Origin of the sequence: Chryseobacterium sp. MEBOG06 (assembly GCF_021869765.1) — a bacterium.
GTDB lineage: Bacteria > Bacteroidota > Bacteroidia > Flavobacteriales > Weeksellaceae > Chryseobacterium.
Window position 1 is genome coordinate 4,950,382 of sequence record NZ_CP084580.1, and the last position, 23,934, is coordinate 4,974,315.

At 36.6% G+C, this 23,934-nt stretch carries 26 protein-coding genes; 6 read left to right on the forward strand and 20 right to left on the reverse strand.

Translation table 11 applies throughout. The features are described 5' to 3' along the window. Positions 1-113 precede the first annotated feature (113 nt). Complete coding sequence (fumC, locus tag LF887_RS22560; RefSeq protein WP_236856493.1) at positions 114-1,508, forward strand: class II fumarate hydratase; 1,395 nt, start codon at positions 114-116, stop codon at positions 1,506-1,508. A 79-nt stretch (positions 1,509-1,587) separates the two neighbouring features. Here fumC and LF887_RS22565 read toward each other — a convergent pair whose 3' ends face one another. The 3 genes from LF887_RS22565 to LF887_RS22575 are packed head-to-tail and all read right to left on the reverse strand — an operon-like array spanning position 1,588 to position 3,817. Continuing rightward, a complete protein-coding gene (locus tag LF887_RS22565; protein WP_236856494.1) occupies positions 1,588-2,628 on the reverse strand; it encodes an outer membrane beta-barrel protein in 1,041 nt (346 codons plus the stop codon). Between the two features lie 27 nt (positions 2,629-2,655). Further along, the gene (locus tag LF887_RS22570) at positions 2,656-3,270 is read right to left on the reverse strand and encodes a hypothetical protein (RefSeq protein WP_236856495.1); all 615 of its coding nucleotides are present in this window, start codon (positions 3,268-3,270) and stop codon (positions 2,656-2,658) included. Then, complete coding sequence (locus LF887_RS22575) at positions 3,257-3,817, reverse strand: RNA polymerase sigma factor (protein WP_236856496.1); 561 nt, start codon at positions 3,815-3,817, stop codon at positions 3,257-3,259. Before LF887_RS22575 ends, LF887_RS22570 begins: the two co-directional genes overlap by 14 nt. Before the next feature lie 208 nt (positions 3,818-4,025). Between LF887_RS22575 and LF887_RS22580 the strand changes: the two genes are divergently transcribed. Beyond that, positions 4,026-4,217 carry a hypothetical protein gene (locus tag LF887_RS22580; protein WP_236856497.1) on the forward strand — a complete coding sequence of 64 codons (192 nt, stop codon included), beginning with the start codon at positions 4,026-4,028 and terminating at the stop codon, positions 4,215-4,217. A 55-nt stretch (positions 4,218-4,272) separates the two neighbouring features. Here LF887_RS22580 and LF887_RS22585 read toward each other — a convergent pair whose 3' ends face one another. The 8 genes from LF887_RS22585 to LF887_RS22620 form a co-directional block, all read right to left on the reverse strand. Further along, positions 4,273-4,989 carry an ABC transporter ATP-binding protein gene (locus LF887_RS22585; RefSeq protein WP_236856498.1) on the reverse strand — a complete coding sequence of 239 codons (717 nt, stop codon included), beginning with the start codon at positions 4,987-4,989 and terminating at the stop codon, positions 4,273-4,275. Between the two features lie 3 nt (positions 4,990-4,992). Next, positions 4,993-6,459, reverse strand: coding sequence for a DUF5687 family protein (locus LF887_RS22590; RefSeq protein ID WP_236856499.1), 1,467 nt, complete (start codon positions 6,457-6,459; stop codon positions 4,993-4,995). A 101-nt stretch (positions 6,460-6,560) separates the two neighbouring features. Further along, positions 6,561-8,210 carry a DNA repair protein RecN gene (locus LF887_RS22595; RefSeq protein WP_236856500.1) on the reverse strand — a complete coding sequence of 550 codons (1,650 nt, stop codon included), beginning with the start codon at positions 8,208-8,210 and terminating at the stop codon, positions 6,561-6,563. Positions 8,211-8,305: 95 nt separating this feature from the next. Beyond that, the gene (locus LF887_RS22600; RefSeq protein WP_236856501.1) at positions 8,306-9,211 is read right to left on the reverse strand and encodes a DUF4835 family protein; all 906 of its coding nucleotides are present in this window, start codon (positions 9,209-9,211) and stop codon (positions 8,306-8,308) included. Between the two features lie 36 nt (positions 9,212-9,247). After that, complete coding sequence (coaBC, locus tag LF887_RS22605) at positions 9,248-10,453, reverse strand: bifunctional phosphopantothenoylcysteine decarboxylase/phosphopantothenate--cysteine ligase CoaBC (protein WP_236856502.1); 1,206 nt, start codon at positions 10,451-10,453, stop codon at positions 9,248-9,250. 121 nt (positions 10,454-10,574) lie between these two features. Beyond that, positions 10,575-10,898, reverse strand: a complete 324-nt coding sequence (locus tag LF887_RS22610) for a DNA-directed RNA polymerase subunit omega (RefSeq protein ID WP_027372958.1) — start codon at positions 10,896-10,898, stop codon at positions 10,575-10,577. Positions 10,899-10,940: 42 nt separating this feature from the next. Further along, positions 10,941-11,936: an outer membrane protein assembly factor BamD gene (locus LF887_RS22615; protein WP_236856503.1), complete on the reverse strand. Its 996-nt coding sequence runs from the start codon at positions 11,934-11,936 to the stop codon at positions 10,941-10,943. A 103-nt stretch (positions 11,937-12,039) separates the two neighbouring features. Continuing rightward, entirely contained in the window at positions 12,040-12,669 is a 630-nt protein-coding gene (locus LF887_RS22620; protein WP_236856504.1) for a TetR/AcrR family transcriptional regulator, read from the reverse strand. 96 nt (positions 12,670-12,765) lie between these two features. Here LF887_RS22620 and LF887_RS22625 point away from each other — a divergent pair, with 96 nt between their 5' ends. The 4 genes from LF887_RS22625 (at position 12,766) to LF887_RS22640 (ending at position 15,279) form a co-directional block, all read left to right on the forward strand. Next, positions 12,766-13,392 carry a TatD family hydrolase gene (locus tag LF887_RS22625; protein ID WP_236856505.1) on the forward strand — a complete coding sequence of 209 codons (627 nt, stop codon included), beginning with the start codon at positions 12,766-12,768 and terminating at the stop codon, positions 13,390-13,392. Continuing rightward, complete coding sequence (locus LF887_RS22630) at positions 13,385-14,110, forward strand: ThiF family adenylyltransferase (protein ID WP_236856506.1); 726 nt, start codon at positions 13,385-13,387, stop codon at positions 14,108-14,110. The genes LF887_RS22625 and LF887_RS22630 overlap by 8 nt, the downstream gene beginning before the upstream one ends. Continuing rightward, positions 14,110-14,487, forward strand: coding sequence for a ribonuclease P protein component (gene rnpA, locus LF887_RS22635; RefSeq protein ID WP_236856507.1), 378 nt, complete (start codon positions 14,110-14,112; stop codon positions 14,485-14,487). Before LF887_RS22630 ends, rnpA begins: the two co-directional genes overlap by 1 nt. Positions 14,488-14,679: 192 nt before the next feature. After that, positions 14,680-15,279, forward strand: coding sequence for a DUF4126 domain-containing protein (locus LF887_RS22640; protein ID WP_236856508.1), 600 nt, complete (start codon positions 14,680-14,682; stop codon positions 15,277-15,279). Between the two features lie 46 nt (positions 15,280-15,325). Here the strand turns inward: LF887_RS22640 and LF887_RS22645 are convergent, their stop codons facing one another. The 9 genes from LF887_RS22645 to LF887_RS22685 form a co-directional block, all read right to left on the reverse strand. Beyond that, entirely contained in the window at positions 15,326-17,329 is a 2,004-nt protein-coding gene (locus tag LF887_RS22645; RefSeq protein ID WP_236856509.1) for a tetratricopeptide repeat protein, read from the reverse strand. A gap of 1 nt (position 17,330) precedes the next feature. Then, positions 17,331-17,882, reverse strand: a complete 552-nt coding sequence (locus LF887_RS22650) for an LptE family protein (protein WP_236856510.1) — start codon at positions 17,880-17,882, stop codon at positions 17,331-17,333. Positions 17,883-17,939: 57 nt separating this feature from the next. After that, positions 17,940-19,229 carry a sigma-54 interaction domain-containing protein gene (locus LF887_RS22655; RefSeq protein ID WP_236856511.1) on the reverse strand — a complete coding sequence of 430 codons (1,290 nt, stop codon included), beginning with the start codon at positions 19,227-19,229 and terminating at the stop codon, positions 17,940-17,942. 33 nt (positions 19,230-19,262) lie between these two features. Beyond that, the gene (locus LF887_RS22660) at positions 19,263-20,060 is read right to left on the reverse strand and encodes a tetratricopeptide repeat protein (RefSeq protein WP_236856512.1); all 798 of its coding nucleotides are present in this window, start codon (positions 20,058-20,060) and stop codon (positions 19,263-19,265) included. Then, entirely contained in the window at positions 20,032-20,550 is a 519-nt protein-coding gene (locus LF887_RS22665) for a hypothetical protein (RefSeq protein WP_236856513.1), read from the reverse strand. The genes LF887_RS22660 and LF887_RS22665 overlap by 29 nt, the downstream gene beginning before the upstream one ends. Before the next feature lie 9 nt (positions 20,551-20,559). Next, complete coding sequence (gene miaB / locus LF887_RS22670; RefSeq protein WP_236856514.1) at positions 20,560-21,996, reverse strand: tRNA (N6-isopentenyl adenosine(37)-C2)-methylthiotransferase MiaB; 1,437 nt, start codon at positions 21,994-21,996, stop codon at positions 20,560-20,562. 109 nt (positions 21,997-22,105) lie between these two features. Continuing rightward, positions 22,106-22,855 carry an energy transducer TonB gene (locus LF887_RS22675; RefSeq protein WP_236856515.1) on the reverse strand — a complete coding sequence of 250 codons (750 nt, stop codon included), beginning with the start codon at positions 22,853-22,855 and terminating at the stop codon, positions 22,106-22,108. A 169-nt stretch (positions 22,856-23,024) separates the two neighbouring features. Further along, the gene (locus LF887_RS22680) at positions 23,025-23,444 is read right to left on the reverse strand and encodes an energy transducer TonB (RefSeq protein ID WP_236856516.1); all 420 of its coding nucleotides are present in this window, start codon (positions 23,442-23,444) and stop codon (positions 23,025-23,027) included. Positions 23,445-23,447: 3 nt separating this feature from the next. Then, positions 23,448-23,930 carry a hypothetical protein gene (locus tag LF887_RS22685; RefSeq protein ID WP_236856517.1) on the reverse strand — a complete coding sequence of 161 codons (483 nt, stop codon included), beginning with the start codon at positions 23,928-23,930 and terminating at the stop codon, positions 23,448-23,450. Positions 23,931-23,934: the final 4 nt, after the last annotated feature.

The following is a 23,934-nucleotide window of genomic DNA, read 5'->3' on the forward strand; positions in this document are numbered from 1 at the left end:
CGGCTTCCTTTAAAAAAACATGAGCAAAGTCAGTCATTAAAATTGATATTTATAATGATTATAAATTGCAGAATTCTTCGGTTATCACTAACTTTATAAAAATTTCAATCACAATGAATTACAGAATAGAAAAAGACACCATGGGAGAAGTGCAGGTACCTGCGGACAAGCTTTGGGGTGCACAGACGGAACGTTCCAGAAACAATTTCAAAATCGGACCTGAAGGATCTATGCCACATGAGATCATTGAAGCTTTTGCTTATCTGAAAAAGGCTGCAGCTTATACCAATACTGATCTGGGAGTTCTTCCTGCTGAAAAAAGAGATATGATCGCCCGGGTATGTGACGAAATTCTGGAAGGAAAGCTTAATGATCAGTTTCCTTTGGTCATCTGGCAGACAGGCTCAGGAACGCAGTCCAATATGAATGTGAATGAAGTGATTTCCAACAGAGCTCATGTGAACAACGGGGGGACGTTGGGCGAGAAATCAGAAATCCATCCGAATGATGATGTCAACAAATCCCAGTCTTCTAACGATACTTATCCTACGGCTATGCACATCGCTGCTTATAAAAAGGTAGTGGAAGTGACTATTCCCGCGGTTGAAAAATTGAAAAATACGCTGCTTGAAAAATCCAAAGCATTCAAGGATGTAGTAAAAATCGGAAGAACCCACCTGATGGATGCTACTCCACTTACACTGGGACAGGAGTTTTCAGGGTATGTGGCTCAACTGGAATTTGGCTTAAGAGCATTAAAAAATACGCTACCCCATCTTTCTGAGCTGGCTTTAGGGGGAACAGCTGTAGGAACGGGATTGAATACTCCTAATGGCTATGATGTAAAAGTAGCTGAATATATCGCAAAGTTTACCAATCACCCTTTCATCACTGCTGAAAATAAATTTGAAGCACTTGCGGCTCATGATGCTATTGTGGAAAGCCATGGTGCATTAAAGCAACTTGCTGTATCTCTATTTAAAATTGCACAGGATATCAGATTGATGGCATCTGGACCCCGCTCAGGAATCGGGGAAATCCATATTCCTGAAAATGAACCGGGATCATCCATTATGCCAGGAAAAGTAAATCCTACGCAAAATGAGGCTCTGACCATGGTTTGTGCGCAAGTATTGGGAAATGATACTACAATTTCTTTTGCAGGAACCCAGGGAAATTACGAGCTGAATGTTTTCAAACCTGTAATGGCCTATAATTTCTTGCAGTCTGCCCAATTAATCGCTGATGCGTCTATTTCTTTCAATGATCATTGTGCAGTAGGTATTGAACCGAATCATGAGAGAATTCAAGAGCTGGTGGACAAATCCTTAATGCTTGTCACTGCCTTAAATACTCATATTGGCTATGAAAACGCAGCAAAGATTGCAAAAACCGCCCATAAAAATGGAACTACTTTAAAAGAGGAAGCAGTCAATCTTGGTCTGTTAACAGCAGAACAGTTTGACGAATGGGTAAAACCTGAAGATATGGTAGGAAGTTTAAAATAATTAGATTTAATTTCATTCATAGACTTGAAAAAACTCCGGAGATTTTTCCCCGGAGTTTTTAGTTGAATAAAAAGTTCAATTATTCTAATCCAATGCTAATTCCAAACACCAACGCTTTATCATTTTTAAAGTGGCTGTCTTTAAAGAAATTACTGAAGTCTTTTTTCACAAAAATACTCACACTGTTATAGGACAAAGTAAGCTGGCCGCCATAAATATAAGGATTCACCTGATAGTTGTCTCTTTTTCTTAATTCTCCGTTGTTTCCGTCTATAATATTATTGGTGGACATTCTTGCTCCTCCATACACATTAGCCCCTATTTTTAACCCTCTGTAATAGTTCCGGTACTGAACATCCATACCTGCATTTCTAAGTTTGGAAAAATTGTACTGAAGCCCCAGAGGAACTACAATATAACCCGTTCTCAGTTTACTTTTGCTTATATCACCATTATAATGGTCCAGATAAACATTATTATCAGCATTCTTTGCAAAGACCATATTATTATCCAGGCGAAGTGTTCTCCATGAGAATCCCAATCCGGATATAATGGCCCATGGACTGGTTCTGCTGAGCTGATAGTTTAGTTTCAAGCCGAATTCTAAATTATTAGAATATCCAATATTTTTATCCAGATCATTATCCTGAAGGCTGTTCGTCATTGTCATAATTCCGTAAGAAAAGTATCCTGTAATACTTCTGCTGGGGCGGAATTTTTTCAGAAGCTTTGCTTTAAGCTCCTCTTTGGATGCAGCATCCGTATTGAGAAGAGAATATCTTACCTGCTTCTGAATAACTCCATCAAGATCAAACCCAAGTTCCTCAATCCTTTTATCTATTTTCTCTGAATAGCGGTCTGCGATCTGAGCCTTTTGCTTGTCAAATTCAGTTTTATCCAGATTTTTAGACTGAAGATTCAACAACTCTGCTTCCATGAGCTTTTTCTCTTCCTGAATGATAGCATTAATCTGGCCAGCATACTCTTCAATTTTATCTTTTACGATAGGACTTACCTCCGTATCTTTTTTAGATGCAAGATTGATATTGAATGTCTTTTGCCCGTAAAATGAGGACGAGAAAAGACACACCAATCCCATCAGGATAAATTTCTTGATCATATTATTAATTTTTAAATTTTAAATAAATTAGTTTCTATTGAGTTCTATTGTAGCCACATTACTCCCATCCTTGGTCTTTTCAATCACATCTTTGTGTTCTACTGAGAAAAGCAATGCAGAAGGGTCCACATATTTTTTCTTTTTAACCTGAATTTTTGAGGAATCAGCTTTTGCCAGAATTTTGGGATCGGTCATTCTGATTACTTCCAGTTTTCTTGCCGGAAGCCCTTCTTTAGTGAGAATAGTGTTTTTATCTGGTACCGGTATAGCGGTTATTTTTTCTGTTTTCTCCTTTGAAGGGATATTTTTTATATCTTGTTTTACAGGGTTTTGCGCTGCCAATATAGGATTATCATTATTTGGTTCAGTAATGATCTGATCTTCATTTTGTTCTTTTACCTCTTTTACAATTTTGGGCTGCTCTACCAAAGGTTCCTCTTTAAGGAACAACAGAACAGTGCCTAAACTGAAAGTCAGGATAATACATGCAGCTACCAATATCCAGTTTATCTTTAATTTGGGAGCCTTGTTATTTTGGGTTTGCCACTCAATCTCAGACCACAGATCTCTGGAAGGGGCAACTTCTCTTTCCTCGATCTGTTTTTTGATCTGCCATTCGAAATTATCTTTAGACGTGTTCATTTTTCATTTTTTTTTGTTGTTGCAAATAGATCTTTCTTAGTTTTTCTTTTGCTCTAAACAACTGTGTTTTGCTTACAGCAACCGAAATCTGCAGAGCATCAGCAATTTCCTGGTGAGAATAGCCTTCCAAAACGTAAAGATTGAAAACCATTCGGTAAGCATCCGGAAGCTGGTCCAGAAGTTCCTGAGCATTAAAGTCGAAAGCGATGTCCGGATCATGAATATCCTGCTGGAAAGAATGATTAATCTCATCCAGATAAAAAACCGTTTTATGGCTTTTGATAAAGTTCAGGCATTCGTTAACAACAATCCGCCTTGCCCAGCTTTCAAGATTAGCGTCACCTCTGAAACTTTCAATATGCTTAAAAATCTTACAGAATGCTTTGATGAGACAATCTTCTGCCTGATACAAGTCACTTACATAGCTCTTGCTTATGCTTAGGAATTTCTTTACATTCTTCTCATAGAAAAGCTTCTGTGCCACCGGATCCTGTTTTTTCAGGCGGCTCAACAAATCTTCTTTTTTATTTACGAACAAAAGTTTCATTCTAATGCTGTTTCTTGTATTAAAGACAACAAATATTTTAAAAAGTTACAGAAAAATATATTTTTTTGAAATTTATTTAAACGGAATGGCTCGTGAAAGCTCTAAAACAATGCTCTACATATTTCCATCAGTATATAAAATTTTGAATTTCAGTCTATTAATTCTATTTTTCTTACATTAGGAATACCAAATTTATAAATCCAAAGCCATGAAAAATTTAAAAAAAGTAAACAGACAAAATTTAAAACATTTTCCTGGAGGAGGCTCTGTACCTACATGTTCCGGAAGGCTGCAATATCTTGTAGGCTTCAATGGATACTATGCTTGCTGCAAGGAACAGATCAATAACCCCTGCTCAACGACTGTAATGTGCATGCTTCCTATAGGAATGTGTGATTAAAAAGTAAAAAGGTCAGAAATGAAATATTCCTGACCTTTTTTATATCTAGATTCATTTAGATCGTCACTTCTGAAACCTGATCTGCAAAATACTGTTCAAGATCCTTCAAGGTTTCCGGATTGGTCTGAATATCTTTTACAATAAGCCCTTTATTCACCACTACAATTCTGTTACAGACTTCTGTCGTGTGGGAAAGATCATGGCTGGAAATAAGGAAAGTCACCCCATCCTGTTTGGATAATTCTTTGATAAGATTTTTAAGTTTGATTTGTGTGGAAGGGTCAAGATTGGCAAACGGCTCATCAAGAATAATAATTTCCGGGTTTCCGATAATTGCTCCTACAATTCCCACCTTTTTCTGGTTCCCTTTAGAAAGATCACGGATGTACTTTCCGGATTTAAGAATTTCCCCGTTAAAAAGATCATGAAAGGGTTTCAGAAACTCATCTACAGAAGCTTTATTCTGGCCTCTCAGCTCACCAATGAAATAAAAATATTCTTCCGGAGTAAGATATCCGATGAGAAAAGTATCATCTACAAAAGCTGAAACTTTATTCTTCCAGACTTCGGATTCATTTACTTTAATTCCGTCAATGCTTACAAACCCCGTACTTGCCTGAATCAAATCGAGCATAAGACTGAAAAGCGTTGTTTTTCCCGCTCCGTTATTCCCTACCAGACCAAATGTTTCGCCATTTGGAATTTCAAGATTCTCAATGTTCAGAACCGTTGCTGTTCCGTATGTTTTTGATAAATTATTTATACTGATCATGGCTTAACCTTTATTTTTAAATGCTTCAAGTGTACTGTATTTTTCTTTCTTGTAATGTTTTACAATGATATCAAAGATCTTCTCTCTGAGCAGGAATCCTATAAACCCTAAAACGGCAATTGAGATAACGGCTGCTGTAATTCCCGAGAAATACTTTACGATGGCAAAGACCGCCATTGGAAGGAGCATTTTAGGAATCAGAAGAAGTAATGCAATCATGTTGAAACTTCCTTTCTGCCCAAATCTTTTTTCCTTTGAGTTTAGATCAATCTGACTTTTATTGAATGCTCCTGACCAGAGGGTAAATTGAGAGTTTACCCCAATATTGTAAAGCCCTGCTGCAAAAAATGTAACATAAATCTCCCAGCCAAAATAGGCATAAAACAAAGCTATAATTATAGAGATTCCTGTTACAATATTAATGAGCCACCATTTTGCTTTTATATATTCTTTGTAAGGAACATTCAGGGTCATCATTAAAGGGTAATAAGAACTGTCAAATGCAGGAACTCTCTGCCCAAACAGAAACTGGAATCCTCCTGTTACAAAAAGTCCCATGAACATAATCATCGCCGGAGTTTTATACATAACGTTGGCATACATCAGCAAACCATAAAAAAGAAACATAAAGCTTCCCAAAAGGATTCCTTTTGTCACCTTATTACGTCTGAGCATTTTAATATCATTATTGATAAATGTCCCTGTAACGCCGTATTTATTCAGGAAAGCAATATTTTCAGTTTTTCCAACTGCTTTTTTTGCTTCAAGTCCCTGATCTAGGTAGAACTCCCGACGCAGGTATTTAAAGCATACAAACCAAAGCCCCGCAAACAAAGCAATAGGTATCAACACAAAGTAAGGCTTATCATAAAAGCTATAAAAAACAGATTCTGAATAAGACAGTAACGGAATAATATGATAATACCCCAAAGCTCCTATTGCAGCAAAGCATATCCCTACAAACAAAGCCACGGTCTCTTTACCATTAAAGAAAATATTGATAAAGTTATTCATATAAAGAAGCATTGAGATTCCTACCAACCAGGTGAATACTCCAAAGAAACTATATCCGTTGAACAGAGCTACTATAGAAAATGTAACAAAAAACAGAGAACTCAGCCAGCTGAATGCTGAAAGAAATGTTTTTGCCAGCATATAATTAACCAGTGTATTCTTTCTGATACTCAGAGTAAGAAAAGGTTTGATATTCTGTGTTGGGATTTCCTGCCATAGATATTTTAGAATTAAATCTATAACCCAGGCAATGATTAAGAATCTTGATGCTATTATTAATGGATTCTGATGCATCTCCCCCTGTACATAATAAAAAGAAATACAGGCTCCGGCAATGAGGCACACCATGAAATAAAAAATCCCGAAAAGTCTCAGAATTTTCATGGCAAGATTGATCCCCAAAGAACTGCCGCGAAAGAAGCTTTTAATTTCCAGTCTAAGGAACTTTAGAAACATATGTTAGTTTTTTACATTAGTATGTATAATGCAAAAAATGTTACAGATTTCATCACAAAATCATCAATAAATTGGAAAATATAAAACCCAAAGATTCATCACTACCCGATAAGTTCCTTTGCCTGTGCTAAAGCAGCTTCAGTAATCTTGCTTCCTGAAAGCAATTGTGCAATTTCATTCAGTTTTTCTGCATCACTTAAAGGAATGATAGTAGATTGCGTTTTTCCGGAAACATCCTGTTTCACAACTTTATAGTTATCATTTCCTTTAGCCGCCACCTGCGCGAGATGGGAAATAACAATGAGCTGCATATCCTCAGACATTTCCCTCATCAGATTTCCGATTTCTTCTGCAACTTTACCTGAGACACCTGTATCAATTTCGTCCAAAATAAGGGTCGGAAGCTCATCACTTTCTGCAATAATCTTCTTTACAGCCAGCATTACTCTGGATCTTTCACCACCGGAGATCGCAGTCTGTATGGGTTTTAACGGGAAACCTGAATTCGCCTGAAAAAGCAACTGGATGCTTTCTTTCCCAAATGCATTGAATTCCTGTGCATCTTCCAGCTGGATATCAACTTTCGCTTTTTCAAGACCTAATTTTTTAAGAAGCCCTTCTGCTTTTTTTACGAAAACAGAAACATTTTTATGACGGTTTTTCGAAAGTCTGCCAGCTAAACTCTGAAGTGTTTTTTCTTTCCTGGTAATATTTTCTTCAGTTTCAGCGATCTGTAGTTCCAGCTCTGAAGCTCCTTTCTGATCTCCGGCCAGCTGGCTTCTGATCTCTATCAGCTCATTGAGGTCTGAAACGCTATGCTTAAGAAATAAAGCATTGATTTTATTATTAAGATCTGTAAGATATAATAGATTTTCCGGATTGATTTCTACTCTTTCAGCTTCGTTTTCAAGTTCAGAAATGATATCTTTTAATTCTACAAAAGAGGTTTCAAATCTTTCATCTAGTTCTGCAAAACTGGTAGAAACTTCGGAGATTTTTGAAAGTCTGCTTTTAGCTTCATTAAAGAAGGAGAGAATACCGATCTCTTCCTGATGAAAACGAGACAAAATCTGACCCACATTTTCGGAAATCATTCCTGCATTTTCCTGAATTGAAAGTTGATTCTGAATATCTTCGTAGTCTACATCATCCAGCTTCAGCTCTTCCAATTCGTTCAGCAGAAATTCTTTATAATCGCTTTCTTTATTGGCCTCTGAAAGCTGAGTTTTCAATTTCTTCAACAGCATTTTCAGGCTCTGAAAGTCGGAAAATTCATGCTGATATTCTTCAATGATCCTTTTGTTCTCAGAAAGTCCGTCAATAATTTTAAACTGGTATTCTGAGGTAAAAAGATTGGAGGTTTCAAACTGTGAGTGAATATCAATAAGCTTAGAAGAAAGTTCTTTGAGAATATCTAATGTTACCGGCACATCATTGATGAATGCCCTTGATTTTCCTGAAGGAAGTATTTCTCGTCTTATAATGGTCTGAAGTTCGTAATCCAGATCATTTTCAATGAAAAACTTCTTGAACTGATTATTGAGATTAAACTCGGTTTCTACCACACTTTTTTCTTCAGTTTTGGCAATGGATTTTACATCGGCTCTTTCTCCCAAAATAAGTCGAAGTGCTCCTAAAATAATAGATTTCCCTGCACCTGTTTCACCGGTTATTACCTGCAAACCATTTTTCAATGATACTTCGAGAGTATCAATCAGGGCAAAGTTTTTAATGTAAATTCTCGAAAGCATTGATAGTCCGGGTTATGATCCAATTTGAGTTTGAACTGTAAAAGTAAGTTTTTTTTTAATGAATTACGAAAATGTTTTTGAGGGATTTCCCTTCTTTAAATCTTCCATTTATTCCACTTATTCTCAATATTTTTAGGAGACAGAATGATCATAGTTTGTTTTAAATCATTAAGCATAAGCCCTCCATTGTTTCCGGAATTGAAAATATTGAAGATCTCATCACTTTTCGTATCCATAAAAAGATTAAAGAAATAAGCCTGCTGGAAAGTATTTTCATACATTTTCAGCTGCATCAGCGCATCAAAGATCACTTTCTTTCCTGCAGTCTGATCCTGATTGAATAAGTTATCCATTCCCGCTCTGTGGTAAGTATATATCGTTGAGCGCAGCTGGCTCCAGTTGGGGTTAACAATTTCATTGATCAGTATGCTTCGGCTTCTTGGCTCATTGATGGTATTCCATCCTTCATAGTTCCTGTTCTGTGAGTTCTGGGCAATCTGCTGGGCTTTTGCATACCATTGAGTTCCTCCCATAGACTGGAAACTATCAGCATCATATCCTAAAATAAGATAAATATAATAACTGATAACATCTGTAAGGTTTTTACCTGAGAATTGTCTTTCATTAAAAATAAGATTCTCATTTTCAATATATTCAAAAGCAAATCTCTGATCCTGAAGGTTCAGTAAAGGGGTTTCGTAAGTGGTATTGTAAACGGGACGTACAGCCTGGACTACAATAGAACCTTTGAATTTGTTGACATCTCTTTCCGAAATAACAATGGCAAACCCACATTTTATCTTTTCAAAATTCTGTAGCTTTTTTCCAGTCCAGCTGGTGTTATTAATAAAGTCTCTAAGGCTTTTTTCCAACGCTTTAAAAGCCTGCTGGTTACTTCCTCCTATCTGCTGAGAGTTTACCTGAACTGTTGCTAACAATTCCTGTGAAAAACTTTGAGTATATAGAAAAAACAGAAAAAATAAACTTATAATTTTTTTCATTGTCTATTAAAAATTGAGAACGGAAATTTATTAAAATTATTTTAAAAGTTGAGATTCAACAAAATTGAGAATATCTCTGGCCACATCTCCTTTAGACTTCAGGTTAAATTCTTTCTTTTCCGTTTTGGTAAATATTTTGATTTTATTGGTATCGTTTTTAAACCCGGCTCCTTCATCCCTCAAGGAGTTCAAAACAATCATATCCAGATTTTTCTTTTCCAGTTTTCCTTTTGCATTTTCTTCTTCATTTTGGGTTTCCAGCGCAAATCCTACCAGAAACTGGTGGGTCTTCTTTTCTCCCATTATTTTAAGAATATCAGGATTCTTCACCAACTCGATAGTCAGGTTATCATCATTTTTCTTAATCTTTTCCTTCGCCACCTCCTTTGGTGCATAGTCTGCTACTGCGGCACTTGCAATTCCAATATCTATCTTGTCGTAAAACTCGAATACTTTTGCCAGCATTTCCCTGGCAGAAGTTACTTTATAAAGTTCTACGTTCGAATCTTTAAGGACCTGAGCGCTGGGCCCAGAAATAAGGATAACCTTTGCCCCTCTTTTTGAAGCTTCCTCCGCAAGAGAAAACCCCATTTTCCCGGAAGAATGATTTCCGATGAACCTTACAGGGTCTATGGCTTCATAGGTAGGCCCAGCCGTAATTAGAACAGTTTTCCCTTCAAGACTTTTTGCAGGGATATTTCCTGTAAAATAGTTTTCAACAGCAGTATAAATTGTTTCCGGTTCTGCCATCCTTCCCTGTCCGATCAGTCCGCTTGCCAGCTCACCGCTTTCTGCAGGAATTATAATGTGCCCAAAGTCTTCTGCAAGTTTAAGGTTTTTTTTTGTAGACGGATGTATATACATATCTAAGTCCATTGCAGGTGCAATGAATACGGGACATTTCGCAGACATATAAGTGGCAATCACCAAATTATCACACATCCCATGAACCATTTTAGATAAGGTATTAGCAGTACAGGGAGCTATCATCATGATATCTGCCCATAAAGCCAGCTCCACATGGCTGTTCCATGTTCCGTTATCTCCATAAAAGTCTGAATATACAGGTTTCTTGGATAAGGTAGACAGGCTTAGTTTCGTTACGAATTGTTCAGCATCAGGGGTCATAATAACCTGTACATCGGCTCCTTTTTTTACAAAATCTCTTATCAGAAAGTGAGTTTTGTAAGCTGCAATTCCTCCAGAAACGGCGATCAGTATCTTTTTACCGGAAATACTCATTTAGTTTTAATTTTTTGAAACACTAAAATACTTATTTTTTCCCACAATAAGGCTTTAAAACAAAGAAGGTCATAAAAGAACCTGATTCCTTTATGACCTTCATTTATAAAAACACAGATGATTATTTTCTGTCTTCTGTTTTTCTGAAATAGATATCTTCATTTAACCATTCTTCAATAGCAATTGAAGTTGGCTTTGGAAGCTTTTCGTAATGCTTAGAGATCTCTATCTGCTCTCTGTTTTCGAAAACTTCTTCTAATGTAGAATTGTGAACGGCAAATTCATCCAATTTGTTATGAAGTTCCGTACGGATCTCCGCATTGATCTGCTCTGCTCTCTTTCCCATGATAACAATAGCTTCATAGATTGAACCCACTTTATCTTCAATCTTATCTTTATCGTAAGTAATAGTATTTACTTCTGCTTTTGTATCTTTTACACTCATTTTGAGAAAATTATTTTATTTATAAGACGACAAATTTACGAATTATCTTTGAATTTTGAAAGTCGCTGCAGGAGGAGGGGTCTGAAGTGCTGCACTATCCCTCTGGATCTGCTTTGCCTGCTTTTCATTACTGATCTGATCTTTGATTTGCTGCTCAGTTTTATTTTTATCTGCCAGCTTATCAGCCTCTTTTTTCTGTCTTGCAGTTAAAGTTGCGATTTTTGCTTCTGTTTCTTTCTTAACGATAGCGAAGTGTTGTTTTTCCTTCTCCAGTTTTTCTCTAAGGTCTGTTGCCGTTTTTGAATATTCTGTATTAGGAAGTTCCTTTTCTACCATTTTTGTATAGGTAAGTGCACTTTCAATACGCTCTTCTTTAAGGCTATAAATTGATTTTGCTGCCAATTCATAACGCGATTTCATGATATAATCATAAATTTTAGAACGAAGTTTTGTACTTGGAAAGTCTTCCAATACATTTTCTAAAGCAACTCCAGCCGCTTTATATTCAGCCATTTTAAAGTACTGACGTCCGTTCTCATAAGCTTTAAACTCTAATTTATAAGAAAGCTCATCAATAAGCTGGGTAATATTTTTTGATCTTTCAGAATTAGGATAGTTAGTCAGGAAGTCCTGAAGCTCATTGATAGCCAACTCTGTGCTGGACTGGTCCAAGTTGTAATCCATAGATCCTTCATAATAACAAAGGGCAGACATATAAGCAGCCTCTTCTGCTCTTGGATCTTTTGGAAAACTAACTGCAAAATTTTTAAACTGGTGACCTGCCAACTTGTAACTTTTATCATAATAATTGGCATAGGCAGTATTAAAACCTACGTTAGGAAAATCATCTGTTCCTGCTACCAGATTTGCAAGTCTGTCATAAAGAGCCAATGCGTTTTTCCACTTTTTCTTAGCGAAATTTTCATTAGCTGCTTTTAAGATAAACTCTTTGTCAGCACTTCTCATTGCTTTTTCCTGCTGGCTTACGCAAGATGAAATTACCGCTACAGCAAAAAGACCTAAAATATATTTTTTCATATAAAAAATTCAACAGTTTACGGATTACACAGCCGATTTACTAATTTGCAAAAATATAACTTTTTTGCCAATAGATTTTTTTTTATGAATATTTAACGTAATTTTAGTCTGCAGCGTATCCCAAAATTGCAAAAACACTCAATAAAAGGTTCATCCTCACTTTTTTTTCGGCTTCTTTTGTATAGGTTTCTTCATTTTTGCTAGGGACATAGAGCTCATAAAAGTTTTTATTTCTGATCACAAATAGGGTGGATCCGATGATCATGGTAAGAATATCTTCGGGTTTTGGAGTGAAGGTAAAAACTCCGGAAGCCACTCCTTTTTTAATAACTTCATCCAGTTTTTTTACAAATAGCTGGTAAAAATCAAGCAATTCATCTTTCAGGTTTTCTGTATGACGAAGCTCCTGCGTTACAAACCCATGGAAATAATTATACTTAAATAACTGAGAAACAATGTATTTTATCATTTCACGCATCTGCATTTCCGGCTTCCCATCTTTGATTGTATCTGCAAATTCTGAAAAATTCTCTCTGGTTTTCAATACTCTGTACTGATAGAGATAAGACATCATTTTTTCTTTGGAACCAAAATAGTAAGAGATCATTGCCACATTAATATTGGCTTTGGAACATATGTCTCTCACAGATGTACCTTCATATCCTTTTTTTGCAATCAGCTCTTCCGCGATATCAAGTATATGAATCTGTTTGTCCGTAAATTTTTTTTTCATAGAGTGCACTTTGAGTAAAGTTAAGAAATTTTTAACACATTTATAAACGATCGTTTAATAATTTTAAATTAATTGTAGAAAGTCCTATTTTTGAAAATGGATTTTTTTGATTTTCATCATCATAAGAAATATATCAGCAACGGAATTTACAATTTGGATATTGAACAAATTCCGCCTGACTTCTCTTATTCCATAGGGATTCACCCTAATGATATTGATATTAATACTATTGATATACAGCTGAGCTGGATGAAAAGTATGATGTTTAAAAACTGTTTTGCTATCGGGGAATGTGGATTAGATTCTCTTGTTCCTATTGACCAGAGTATTCAGGAAGAAGTTTTTCTAAGACAAATAATGATTTCCAATGAGGTAAAGAAACCTATTATTATTCATTGTGTCAGAAAGTTTTATGAGGTTATTTCTTTTAAGAAGAAGGCTGAACAGCCTATGATCATCCACGGTTTCAATAAGAAAAGACAAATTGCAGAAGACCTTCTGGCCAATAATTTTTATCTGAGTTTTGGGAAAGCTGTTTTGTATAATTTATCTTTGCAGAATATTTTAAAAGACACCCCGTTGGACAAAATCTTTTTAGAAACTGACAATGAGGATTTTAACATCGAAGAATTGTACCTGAAAGTTTCTGAAATAAGGGCGATTTCTTTGGAACAACTCAACGAACAAATTTTAGAAAATTTACACACGATAAGAAATGGATAAATACTGGCTGGAAAGAACTGAACTGCTAATAAAAGAAGAGGGATTAGAGAAGCTGATCAAAGCTAATCTGCTGGTGATAGGCTTAGGAGGTGTAGGTTCTTTTGCTGCGGAATTCCTTGCTAGAGCAGGAGTGGGAAATATGACGATTGTGGATGGAGATACGGTAGATATTACCAATATCAACAGACAACTTCCCGCGCTGCACTCTACTGTTGGAAAGCACAAAGTGGATGTGGTAGCTGAAAGGCTTCTTGATATCAACCCACAAATCAAACTGGTGAAGATAAATGAGTTTTTAAATCCTGAAAGAATGGAAGAAGTTTTAGATTCTGCTAAGTTTGATTATGTTCTTGACTGTATTGACAGTGTAACTCCCAAATTATGTCTGATAAAAGCCGCTAAAAGGAAAAAGATAAAACTTATCAGTTCTATGGGAGCGGGTGGTAAAAGCGACCCAAGCAAAGTAATGGTAAGGGATATCAGTAAAACACAAAACTGCTTTCTTGCAAGACAGATAAGAAAAAGATTAAAAAAGGAAAACATCAATAAAGGTTTCAGATGTGTTTTTTCTAATGAGCTTCAAAATGAAGAAAGTCTGAAAATGACGGACGGGGCAAATTATAAAAGATCTTTTTATGGAACAGTAAGCTTCATTCCGGCTATTTTTGGTCTGTATGCTGCTGCTGAAGTAATCAATTATTTAGTAAAAAAAGATTAATGCAGAATTTCCAATACTCCAGAGCGGAAAAGCTTAAAAAAAACACTGAGATCAGTTTACTTTTTGACAAAGGTAAATGGAAGACATGTGGAAATCTCAGAATCATCATTCTGAAAGATAAGCCCACCCTTCCTATAGAAGCTACCCGATTTGGAGTTTCGGTTTCTAAGAGATATTTCAAGAGAGCGGTACACAGAAACCGTATAAAGAGATTACTGAGAGAATGCTACCGCCTTAACAAGGAACTCTTCCGGCAGTCCTTTGGAGAAAAGACGATGGCAATGTTATTCTGGGTCTCTCCTGTAATGCCTCAAAAGTATCAGGAGGTAGAGGCACAGTTTATAAAGCTTTGTGAGGCGCAGAAAAAACAGGCTTAGATACATCAGGATAATTTCACTCTCCTGTATCAATCCTTCATCAATAATGGTGTATAATATTAATCCCATTTTACAGGGAGGATAAACTCTAGTGATGGAAATGGATGTGAAAGTTTTTATGAGCTGAAATTTCTATTAATTCTTCGGATAGTTTTTGTATTTTTAAGGAAAACAATAAATCTGAAAATTAATATGTTAGACAATATTCCCTATTTGTCCTATATACTGAGCGCATTCATCGGTATTGGGCTGGCTGCGGCTACAGGCTTCCGGGTCTTTCTTCCCATGTTCATTGTAAGTCTGGCTTCTTATTTTCACTGGCTTCCCATGAATGAACACTTTGAATGGCTTGCCGGCCTTCCTGCTCTTATCACAACAGGAATCGCAACGGTTGCAGAAATTCTTACCTATTATATTCCTTTTATAGACCATTTACTGGACACTATTTCTATTCCTATGGCTACTGTGGCGGGTTCTATTTTATTTGCCAGTCAGTTTGCTGAATTGGGAACTTTTCCTCAATGGGCATTAGCACTGATTGCAGGCGGAGGAACGGCAGCTACCATAAGTACAGGCTTTGCGGGAATACGGGCAGCTTCTACTGCTACGACTGGTGGATTGGGAAATTCTGTAGTAGGAACTACTGAAACAGCCGGAGCAGGGATTATGTCTGTTCTAGCTATAGCACTTCCTTTTGTTGCAGCCATTGCTTCAATTGTTTTGTTGATTCTCATCATTGTCTTCGGTCGCAGAGCATTGAAAAAAATACAGCGCAGAAAAGGGACGCTCTAGATTTAAAATAAAAAAGGTACAGTCTCAAAACACTGTACCTTTTTATTTAGTTTTTACTTCTGAAATCTTTGACTTCCTGAATTTTTGATTTGAAATAGTCTTTCTTTTCAGGGTTTTTCTTAATCAATATTTCAAATGCCTTTATTGCTTTCGTATAAAGTTTCTGTTCAAAATAAAGTTTGGCCAAAGTCTCTGTCATCAAGTGGGAAATATCATCATTTTTCTCTTTAACGACATAGGTGCTTTCCTCTTTTAACTGACTGATTCTAGGATTATTTTCAATAAAAGTCTCAATTGCTTTCTCCTTAATCTCCACTTTTACTTTTTCCACCTCTTCTATTCTGTCGATTTTCAGCCAGCTTTGCCATGTATTGATAAATCCGGGGACATTGCTGTCTGCCGGAGGTTGAGTTGTCTTTTTCATCATAGCCTCTTGTGCTGTTTCTTCTTTTACAGACTCCTCTTTATCTTTATTTTCTTTTTCCTGGACGCTGAGGCTTGAAATGTCTGTTCCAAAGAATGAAACATTCATTACAGCTACCTCATCTTCTTTTGTGGCAATGGTCCCAGGAGATTCTTTCAGGGCTTCATTATTCTCAGCGTGATCATTGGCAAGCTTCGAAACAGGATCTGCAGCAGGTAAAATCTCTTCAGAAAGAGTTTCTTCGGCAATTTCCGGTTCTTGGTTTTCTTTTTTCACTTCTTCAGCAGCCACCACCGTAGTTTCTTCTATAGAAGCTGCTACCGGAGGAGTTGAAACTTCAGCTGATTTGTTGATTAAAGAATCCGGAACATTGGATTCAACACTCATTGGTTTCCATGTAGACTGAACTTCAGGAAGTTCTTTGCCTCCGATCTCTTCTTTAGAATCATCAGTTCTTACAGATTCTTTTATTTCTGTAATTTCTTCCGGTTCTGCCTCTGTTTTTACTTCCTCTGATGGGATAGATTCTTCACTGGTTGACCAAAAATGAAAGCTTTGCGTTTCTGCAAAACTGATTTCGTGATCAGGCACAGGTTCTGTTTCCACTTTTTCGTGTTCAGGAGCAGATTTCGCTTCCTTCATCTTTTTCTCAACCTCTTCGATAAGGCGTCGCATTTCATCCTCATGCTTATTGACATTCGGTTGAGAGACTTCTGCAGTCTCCGCAAGTTCTTCGTTACTGGTCTCTATTTTTACATCAGGCAGGAAGGCTTCTGTACCATGGAAACTGACTTCTGCATCGGGTTCCTGTACCTGTTGTTCTACTTCTACAGAACGGATATCTTCATTTTCAGATACTGCTTCAGGTTCTGTAGATTTTTCGCTGGTATTTTCTTCAATAGTAACTTCCGGCAATATTGCTTCTGTTTCTTCAAAGCTTATATTCTCTTCTTCTACTATTTTTTCTTCCTCCGGTTCTGATGAAATTTCATCTTCGTTAATAATGGTTTCTGAAGTAAATTCTTCACCGCCATTTTCTTCTATTTCTGCTTGTGTTTCTTCCTTTTCATTCAGCTCAGGTTCTGTTGCGGGCTCAGCTTTTTGAGTGATTAAAGTACCTGATTCCAAAGTAGATTCAATATCTATAGTCTCAGAGTTTTTGTCTTCCAAAAAGTTTTCTTCTCCTTCAAACAGGATTCTGTTTCTTTCCCCATTCACATAGATAGGGAGAATTTCCTCTGAAGTGGATAATAAGCAGACACTTTCCTCTTCCTTCTGTTGCTCCGAAGGAATTTCGTCTTCTCTTTTAATCGGGAAGCTTTTATTTTTATAAGCTTGCTGTACTGCTTTATCAGCTGGTTTGGCAGGCTGCACTTCTACTTTCTCTTCCTGTTTTATTTTTCCGTTGATCAGTTGATAAAGAATTTTTTTATCTGTGGTATATGCCGCAGTAACAGATAATTCTTTCTGATAATTTTCTTTTTCATACAGATGCACCCCATACAGATGAAGTGCCCTGATATTTTGGATATAAGGAAAAGTGTGAATCTCTTCTTTCAAAAGACCAAGGTCTTCTAACTGAATATTTTTCGGATTTTTTATTAATTCTAAAATTCTCGGATTCATCTTACCAATTCGCTACAATGTCGTTAAATATCTTATTAATAATTCTCTCGGTAACAATTTTCACCTGTGAGGTTTCGATATCACTCTGTGATAAGTTACTGTTGAAAGCAGCTTCATCAGTGTAAGTTCTGTCGAAACTCAGCTCCGGATGCAGTTTATTTTCATAATGCACTTTTACTGTGATCGTAAGTTTATTCTGAGCCTGCTGCACTACTCCTCCCGCAGAATTGGTCTGTGTACCGGAACTTATCGTGGTTGGGGTAATTGTATAGTCTGTAATTTCCCCCTCTATCAGAATATCAGGATTTTCTTTGGTTCCCTTCAACGTTGTTCTCTGGAGAAACCTGTTCTGAATATCAGTAGAAAACTGTTGTGCCAGTGCCGGGTTTACAAGAGATGCATTATTAGGAAACTCATTGATCTGAACAGTCTTTTCATCTTTCAGGGAGGATCCTGTAAAGCTATAGCAGGAGTTTAAAACTCCCAGCAGCGCAAAAAGCACTCCAACTACCATTGACTGCTTCAGACTAATATTTTTGATATTAATATTCATTTTTCACTTATTTCGTATAATTAAATTCCGGAATTATTTAAAGGTCTAGATATTCATCTAATCTTCCAGATTATACTGTTTTATTTTTCTGTATAATGTTCTTTGTGAGATTCCCAATTCATCTGCCGCTCTGTTTCTGCGGCCTTTATGCTTCTCCAATGCTTTGATAATCAAGTCTTTTTCATTGTTCTGAAGAGAAAGAGACTCGGGTCTGTTTTCTTCTACTTCAATATCCTCAATGTCTTCGTAGCTATCTTCAGGTGCCGACATGATTGTAGGGGTCTGAACAGCCGGTGCATCATTGTTATTTTCAAAATATAATAAAGACCCTGAACTTACCTGAGGCTGGCTTTCAGGGGTATAAATCCTGTTGATCAGGTTTTTTTCCTGACTGCTTAGATCTCCTGCGCCTCTGTTTTTGATCAATTCCGAAGTTAAGGATTTTAAATCATTAATATCATTCCTCATATCGAAAAGAATTTTATACATGATTTCTCTTTCGCTTCCAAAGTCATTCTGTTTGGATATATTCTGAGTATTCACCACCATTGGAAGGTGGGTCTCCATCGGGATATACTCAGCCAGTTTTTCTGCTGTTATCCTTCTGTTCCTTTCCACAACAGTCATTTGCTCAACAAGATTTCTTAACTGTCGGATGTTTCCCGGGAAAGGGTAGTTTTCAATATAGTGAACAGCACTAGGTTCCAGTTCAAGCTCAGGCATCCTGTATTTCTCAGCAAAATCTATTGCAAACTTTCTGAACAGCAGATGAACATCTCCTTTTCTTTCTCTTAAAGGAGGCATATCAATCTGAACGGTGTTCAAACGGTAATATAAATCTTCACGAAATCTTCCGTCATGGATCGCTTTCATCATATTAACATTGGTAGCCGCTACAATTCGGACGTTGGTCTTCTGCACCTGTGAAGAACCTACTTTCATAAATTCACCACTTTCTAACACCCTTAAAAGGCGAACCTGCGTCTGTAGTGGTAGTTCTCCCACCTCATCCAGGAAGATTGTACCTCCATCTGCCACTTCAAAGTATCCTTTTCTGGTAGCCGTAGCTCCTGTAAAGGCTCCTTTTTCGTGCCCGAAAAGTTCGGAATCTATTGTTCCTTCAGGGATGGCCCCGCAGTTTACAACGATATAAGGCTGATGTTTTCTTCTGGATTCTGAATGGATAATTTTCGGAATAAATTCTTTTCCCACTCCACTTTCTCCTATTACAAGAACGGAAATATCTGTGGGAGCGACCTGAATTGATTTTTCCAGGGCCCTGTTAAGTGCCGGAAAGTTCCCGATAATTCCGAAACGGTTTTTTATATTTTGCAGCTCATTGCTCATAAGTAAATTTTTGATTATTGATTTAATAATAATCTACAGCTCTTCTATCTGTTGTCTGTAGACCTTGTTAAAATGATGGGTGTAGATGTCTTTCATCGTTTTTCCTTCATCATACGTTCTAAGTGCCAACGTTTTTAAATCCAAATAATCTTTGTTTCTGATCTTAGAAACTTTACTTTTAAAGTATATGTTCTCAGCAAAGTTGTATTCTTTGCTTTGTTTTTCAAAATTTTCCAGGGCTTTGTCATATTTTCCCTGTTCGAAATAAGTCACTCCCAGCTGGTAATGGTCAAACATTCCTTTGACATAACCTCTTGCTGCCAGCAGTCTTTCTATTATTCCTGCAGCTTTTCCTTTCTTTCCTAAAGCACTGTAAGACATAGCTCTCACTACATCCAGATTATAATCTCCGTTTTGAGATCTTCCTAAGTCTTCAGGATAGTACTTCTTTAATTCTTCTAAATCCTGGATAGCTCCGCTATAATCACGCAGAAACTGGAATTTACACCAGCCTCTGTAGCCCAGATACAATTTAGGATCTAAATCAACAGCTTTATCTATAAGTACTTTCCAGGTTACAAAATCTCCGTTTTTAAGATATGGAACTGATTTCTCCATATAAGCATGGGAGAAATCCGGACATAGCCCAATGGCTTTATCAAAGCCTTCCTGAGATTCTCCTGAACCTTGTAAGTATGAAGCCCAGTTGTATAACTCGCACGCTTTTTTGCAGTCCTCTCCCTCTACTGCATTACAGTTAACCTGTGCAATAGTATTGGTATAAACTATAAGTAACAAAAAGCTAAGGTAATACCTCTGAAACTTTTCCATTTTCAATTTTATAGGTTAAATACTGATAGTAATCTACTTTGAAACCTTTGATATCCTTGGGCTGCCACCCATCCAATGATTTTGTAAATTTCAGCAGTTTATTCTCAACTTCTTCATCTAAAACGTCATCCTTCAGATCTGAATTCATAGCTTTCAGTCTGAATAACCCCGTTTTTCCTTCACAATTTACTAAAAATCTTACGGTAATATAACCATAGATCTTCTTTTTAGAGTATATATTTTCTTTTTTAAGTTTTTCAACAATGGCAATTTTCTCTCCTTTATAATCAAACCCTTTTGTCCCCTGATAATACTGAAAACTAAAGGGAGCGTCTTTTCCTGCTCCACATTTTTTAAAATCAATATCATCCGGTTTTCCATCAAATTCAATATCTCCTACGGTATTGGGATATTTATTACTATTTTTTTCCACCTGACAGGAAATCAAGACAGAAGAAAACAGGGTAAAGAAATAAACCGCTTTGATCAAAACTTTATTTTATTCTGTCAGCCTCCCTAAAAGTGTGCCCTGGGTATTGTCATAAACAAAAACATCCAAAATGTCACCCACTTTCTGCCCTTCAATCTTATCAATAACACATACTGCGTTCTGAGAATTCCTTCCTTTCCATTGATTTTCATTTTTCCTGGAAGTTCCTTCAATCAGAATCTGGTGCGTTCTTCCAACATAAGATTCCATTCTCTGTCTGGAAAGCTCACGCTGTAAATCAATCACCTCAGCAAGGCGTCTCTGTTTCACATCGGCAGGAATATTATCTTCCATTTTTTTATGAGCAGGAGTTCCCGGTCTTTCTGAGTACGCAAACATATATCCGTAGTCATATTCTACTTCTTTCATCAGGCTTAAAGTATCCTGGTGATCCTCTTCGGTCTCATTACAGAACCCAACAATCATATCCTGAGAAAAAGATACGTCAGGAACTATTTCTTTGGCCTTTCTGATCAAGTCCAGATACTCTTCGCGGGTATGCTGTCTGTTCATCGCTTCAAGCATATTATTGCTTCCGCTTTGTACAGGAAGATGTACATATTTACAAATATTATTATGCTTTGCCATCATTCTGAATACATCAAGGCTCATATCCTGAGGATTTGAAGTTGAGAACCTGATTCTCATTTCAGGAACAGCTTTAGCCACCAAATCAAGCAGATTTGCAAAATTCACAGCTGTAGCCTTCTGCATTTCAGAAGCTTTTGCGAAATCTTTCTTAGGACCTCCTCCATACCACAGGTAAGAGTCTACGTTTTGCCCTAAAAGGGTAATCTCTTTATACCCATTATTCCAAAGATCTTTACATTCGTCAAGAATGGAATGTGGATCCCGGCTTCTTTCTCTTCCTCTGGTAAAAGGGACTACACAGAATGTACACATATTATCACAACCTCTGGTAATGGTTACAAAAGCAGTCACTCCATTCCCGCCTAAACGTACCGGATTAATATCAGCGTATGTTTCTTCTTTGGAAAGAATGACATTAATAGCATCTCTACCATCTTCAGTTTCTTTCAATAAGTTAGGCAAATCTCTATAAGCATCCGGACCTACAACGAGGTCAACAAGCTGTTCTTCCTCTAAGAATTTAGTTTTTAGCCTTTCCGCCATGCATCCCAGCACTCCTACCGTCATGCCCGGTCTTTCTTTCTTTAGATTTTTGAACTGGGCAAGACGCATTCTTACAGTCTGTTCCGCTTTCTCACGAATGGAACAGGTATTTAACAAAATAAGGTCTGCTTCTTCTACTTTCATCGTCGTATTGTACCCCTGTTCATTAAGAATGGATGCAACGATTTCAGAATCAGAGAAGTTCATCTGACAACCATAACTTTCTAAAAACAATTTTTTAGAATTCTCAGGTTTTTCAGCAATAGCAAAAGCTTCGCCTTGTTTTGTTTCGTCAATATATTTTTCCTGCACGATAATCAATTTAGGTTCGGGATTAAAACACAGAGAATTTTTCCGTGAATTTTAAATTACGAACAAATAAGTCTGCAAAGATACAAAATATTGTGACAGAATGTCAGGGCTATCTATCTTCTCTGAATGTTATTGAAAAATCTATTGGGATTGCAATCCTTTGTTTTATAGGAAGGCTAGCATACAGAGCTGGCTTCCACACTTTTTTCATTCTCGCAAGTGTTCTCAGGAAATCCATATTAAAACTTCGGTTATTGACCTCCGGATAAAATCTTGGATTTACAATATGCCCCTCCTTGTTGATATAGAATTCCAGATTTATCTTTCCGTTGATATGGTAATCTTCGAACAATACCATAAAGTTATCATGAAAATCTTTATTAAATTCTTTTTTTCCTCCTGCATATTCAGCCGGCCTCACAAAAGCATTGGCATTATATCCTGATCTATAATTGCTCATCAGATCTTTAGGATAAATAATGAATTCTGCAACAGCTCCTATTTTACCTCCTTTTACTTCAGCTGCTTTCCAATGGATAAGATTTTTTATAACTTCTCTGGATAGGTTGTAAGCACACTTGTTCTTTGCAATATTTATGGTGTCAAAATCTTTAACCAGCTTTACTCCTGCTTCTTTTGTAACTAAGATTCTTGGCTGATAAATCTCATTTTCATCACACTCTTTCAGTTTATTGTTGACAATATATTCATGAGCCTCTTTATAAAAATTGACCAGGCCGCCTTCATAAAAATCCTGATTTCGGGGGTATTCATCTAGAACTTGTGCTTTGTTTTGAGATGCAAAAGCAAGGCACAAAATAAAGAGGATTTTCTCCGCCCCCCAATTAAAGTTATTCAATAGTATATAGTTTTCTAATTAGTTATTTTAATATATAAGATGTAGAATGGCTGCAGAAATACAAAACTTCGATTGTTTTAAGTCTCGTATAGACATATCACGTGGAACAATTCTCAGAAGACTTCATTCTAATTTTCCGAAAAGGGCCAAAATGATTTTCAATCAATTTTTAATCATGGTCATAGACATTATTCTGAAAATTGATTTTCATGATAAGTTTAGAATCAACGGGGACGCCATTCTTTGTAGCTGGAGTCCACTTTCCTTTTACCTTTTTAAGAGCGAACTTCATATCATCAATAAATGTTTCATCATTTCTGAATCTTGGAAGTATATCTACTTTATCAATTTTCCCTTTTGAATTGATATTAAACAGGAAAGTCACTTGTCCCTGAATGGCATATAAAGCAACATCAATATAGGCATGTACCATATTCAGAAATTCTTTCCGAAAGGCATCATCTCCACCTGGAAATTCTGCTTTCTGGAAATTTTCTCCATTTTGAGTTTGAATCTGAGCCTTTGCTTCCTGCGAAAAACCCCTACCGCTTAAAAGTAATAAAGGTAAAATTAAAAGATATTTTTTCATGGATTAATCAATATCTGTAGATATGGATGAAAAGCTCATTTTAATTTTCATCTGTGAAGATACAGGCTGTCCGCCACATGATGCAGGAGTCCAGTTTTTCTTAATTCTTCTTACAACATATTGCATATCATCAAAGAAAACCTTGCTATTCTCCACCTTAGGCACTCCTGTAACATCAATTACTTTTCCTTTAGCATCAATAGTTAATGTGAATGTAAAATCTCCTGACAATGCATAGAAATCCGAATTCAGATAGGCATACATATATTTATTCAATATGTTTTTATACGCTGCCACCCCTCCTTCAAAGCCCGCGGGCCTAAAGTCATTACATTTAACAGCAACCTGCATAAAGGGTTCCTTGATATCTATCTTTAAAAGATTCTTATTGCTGTCTCTGATAAAAGAATCATCTCTATCTTCCTGGTCCTGTGCAAAGGAAAAATTGGCAACACATAGGGCTAAGAATAAAAATATCGTTCTCATAATT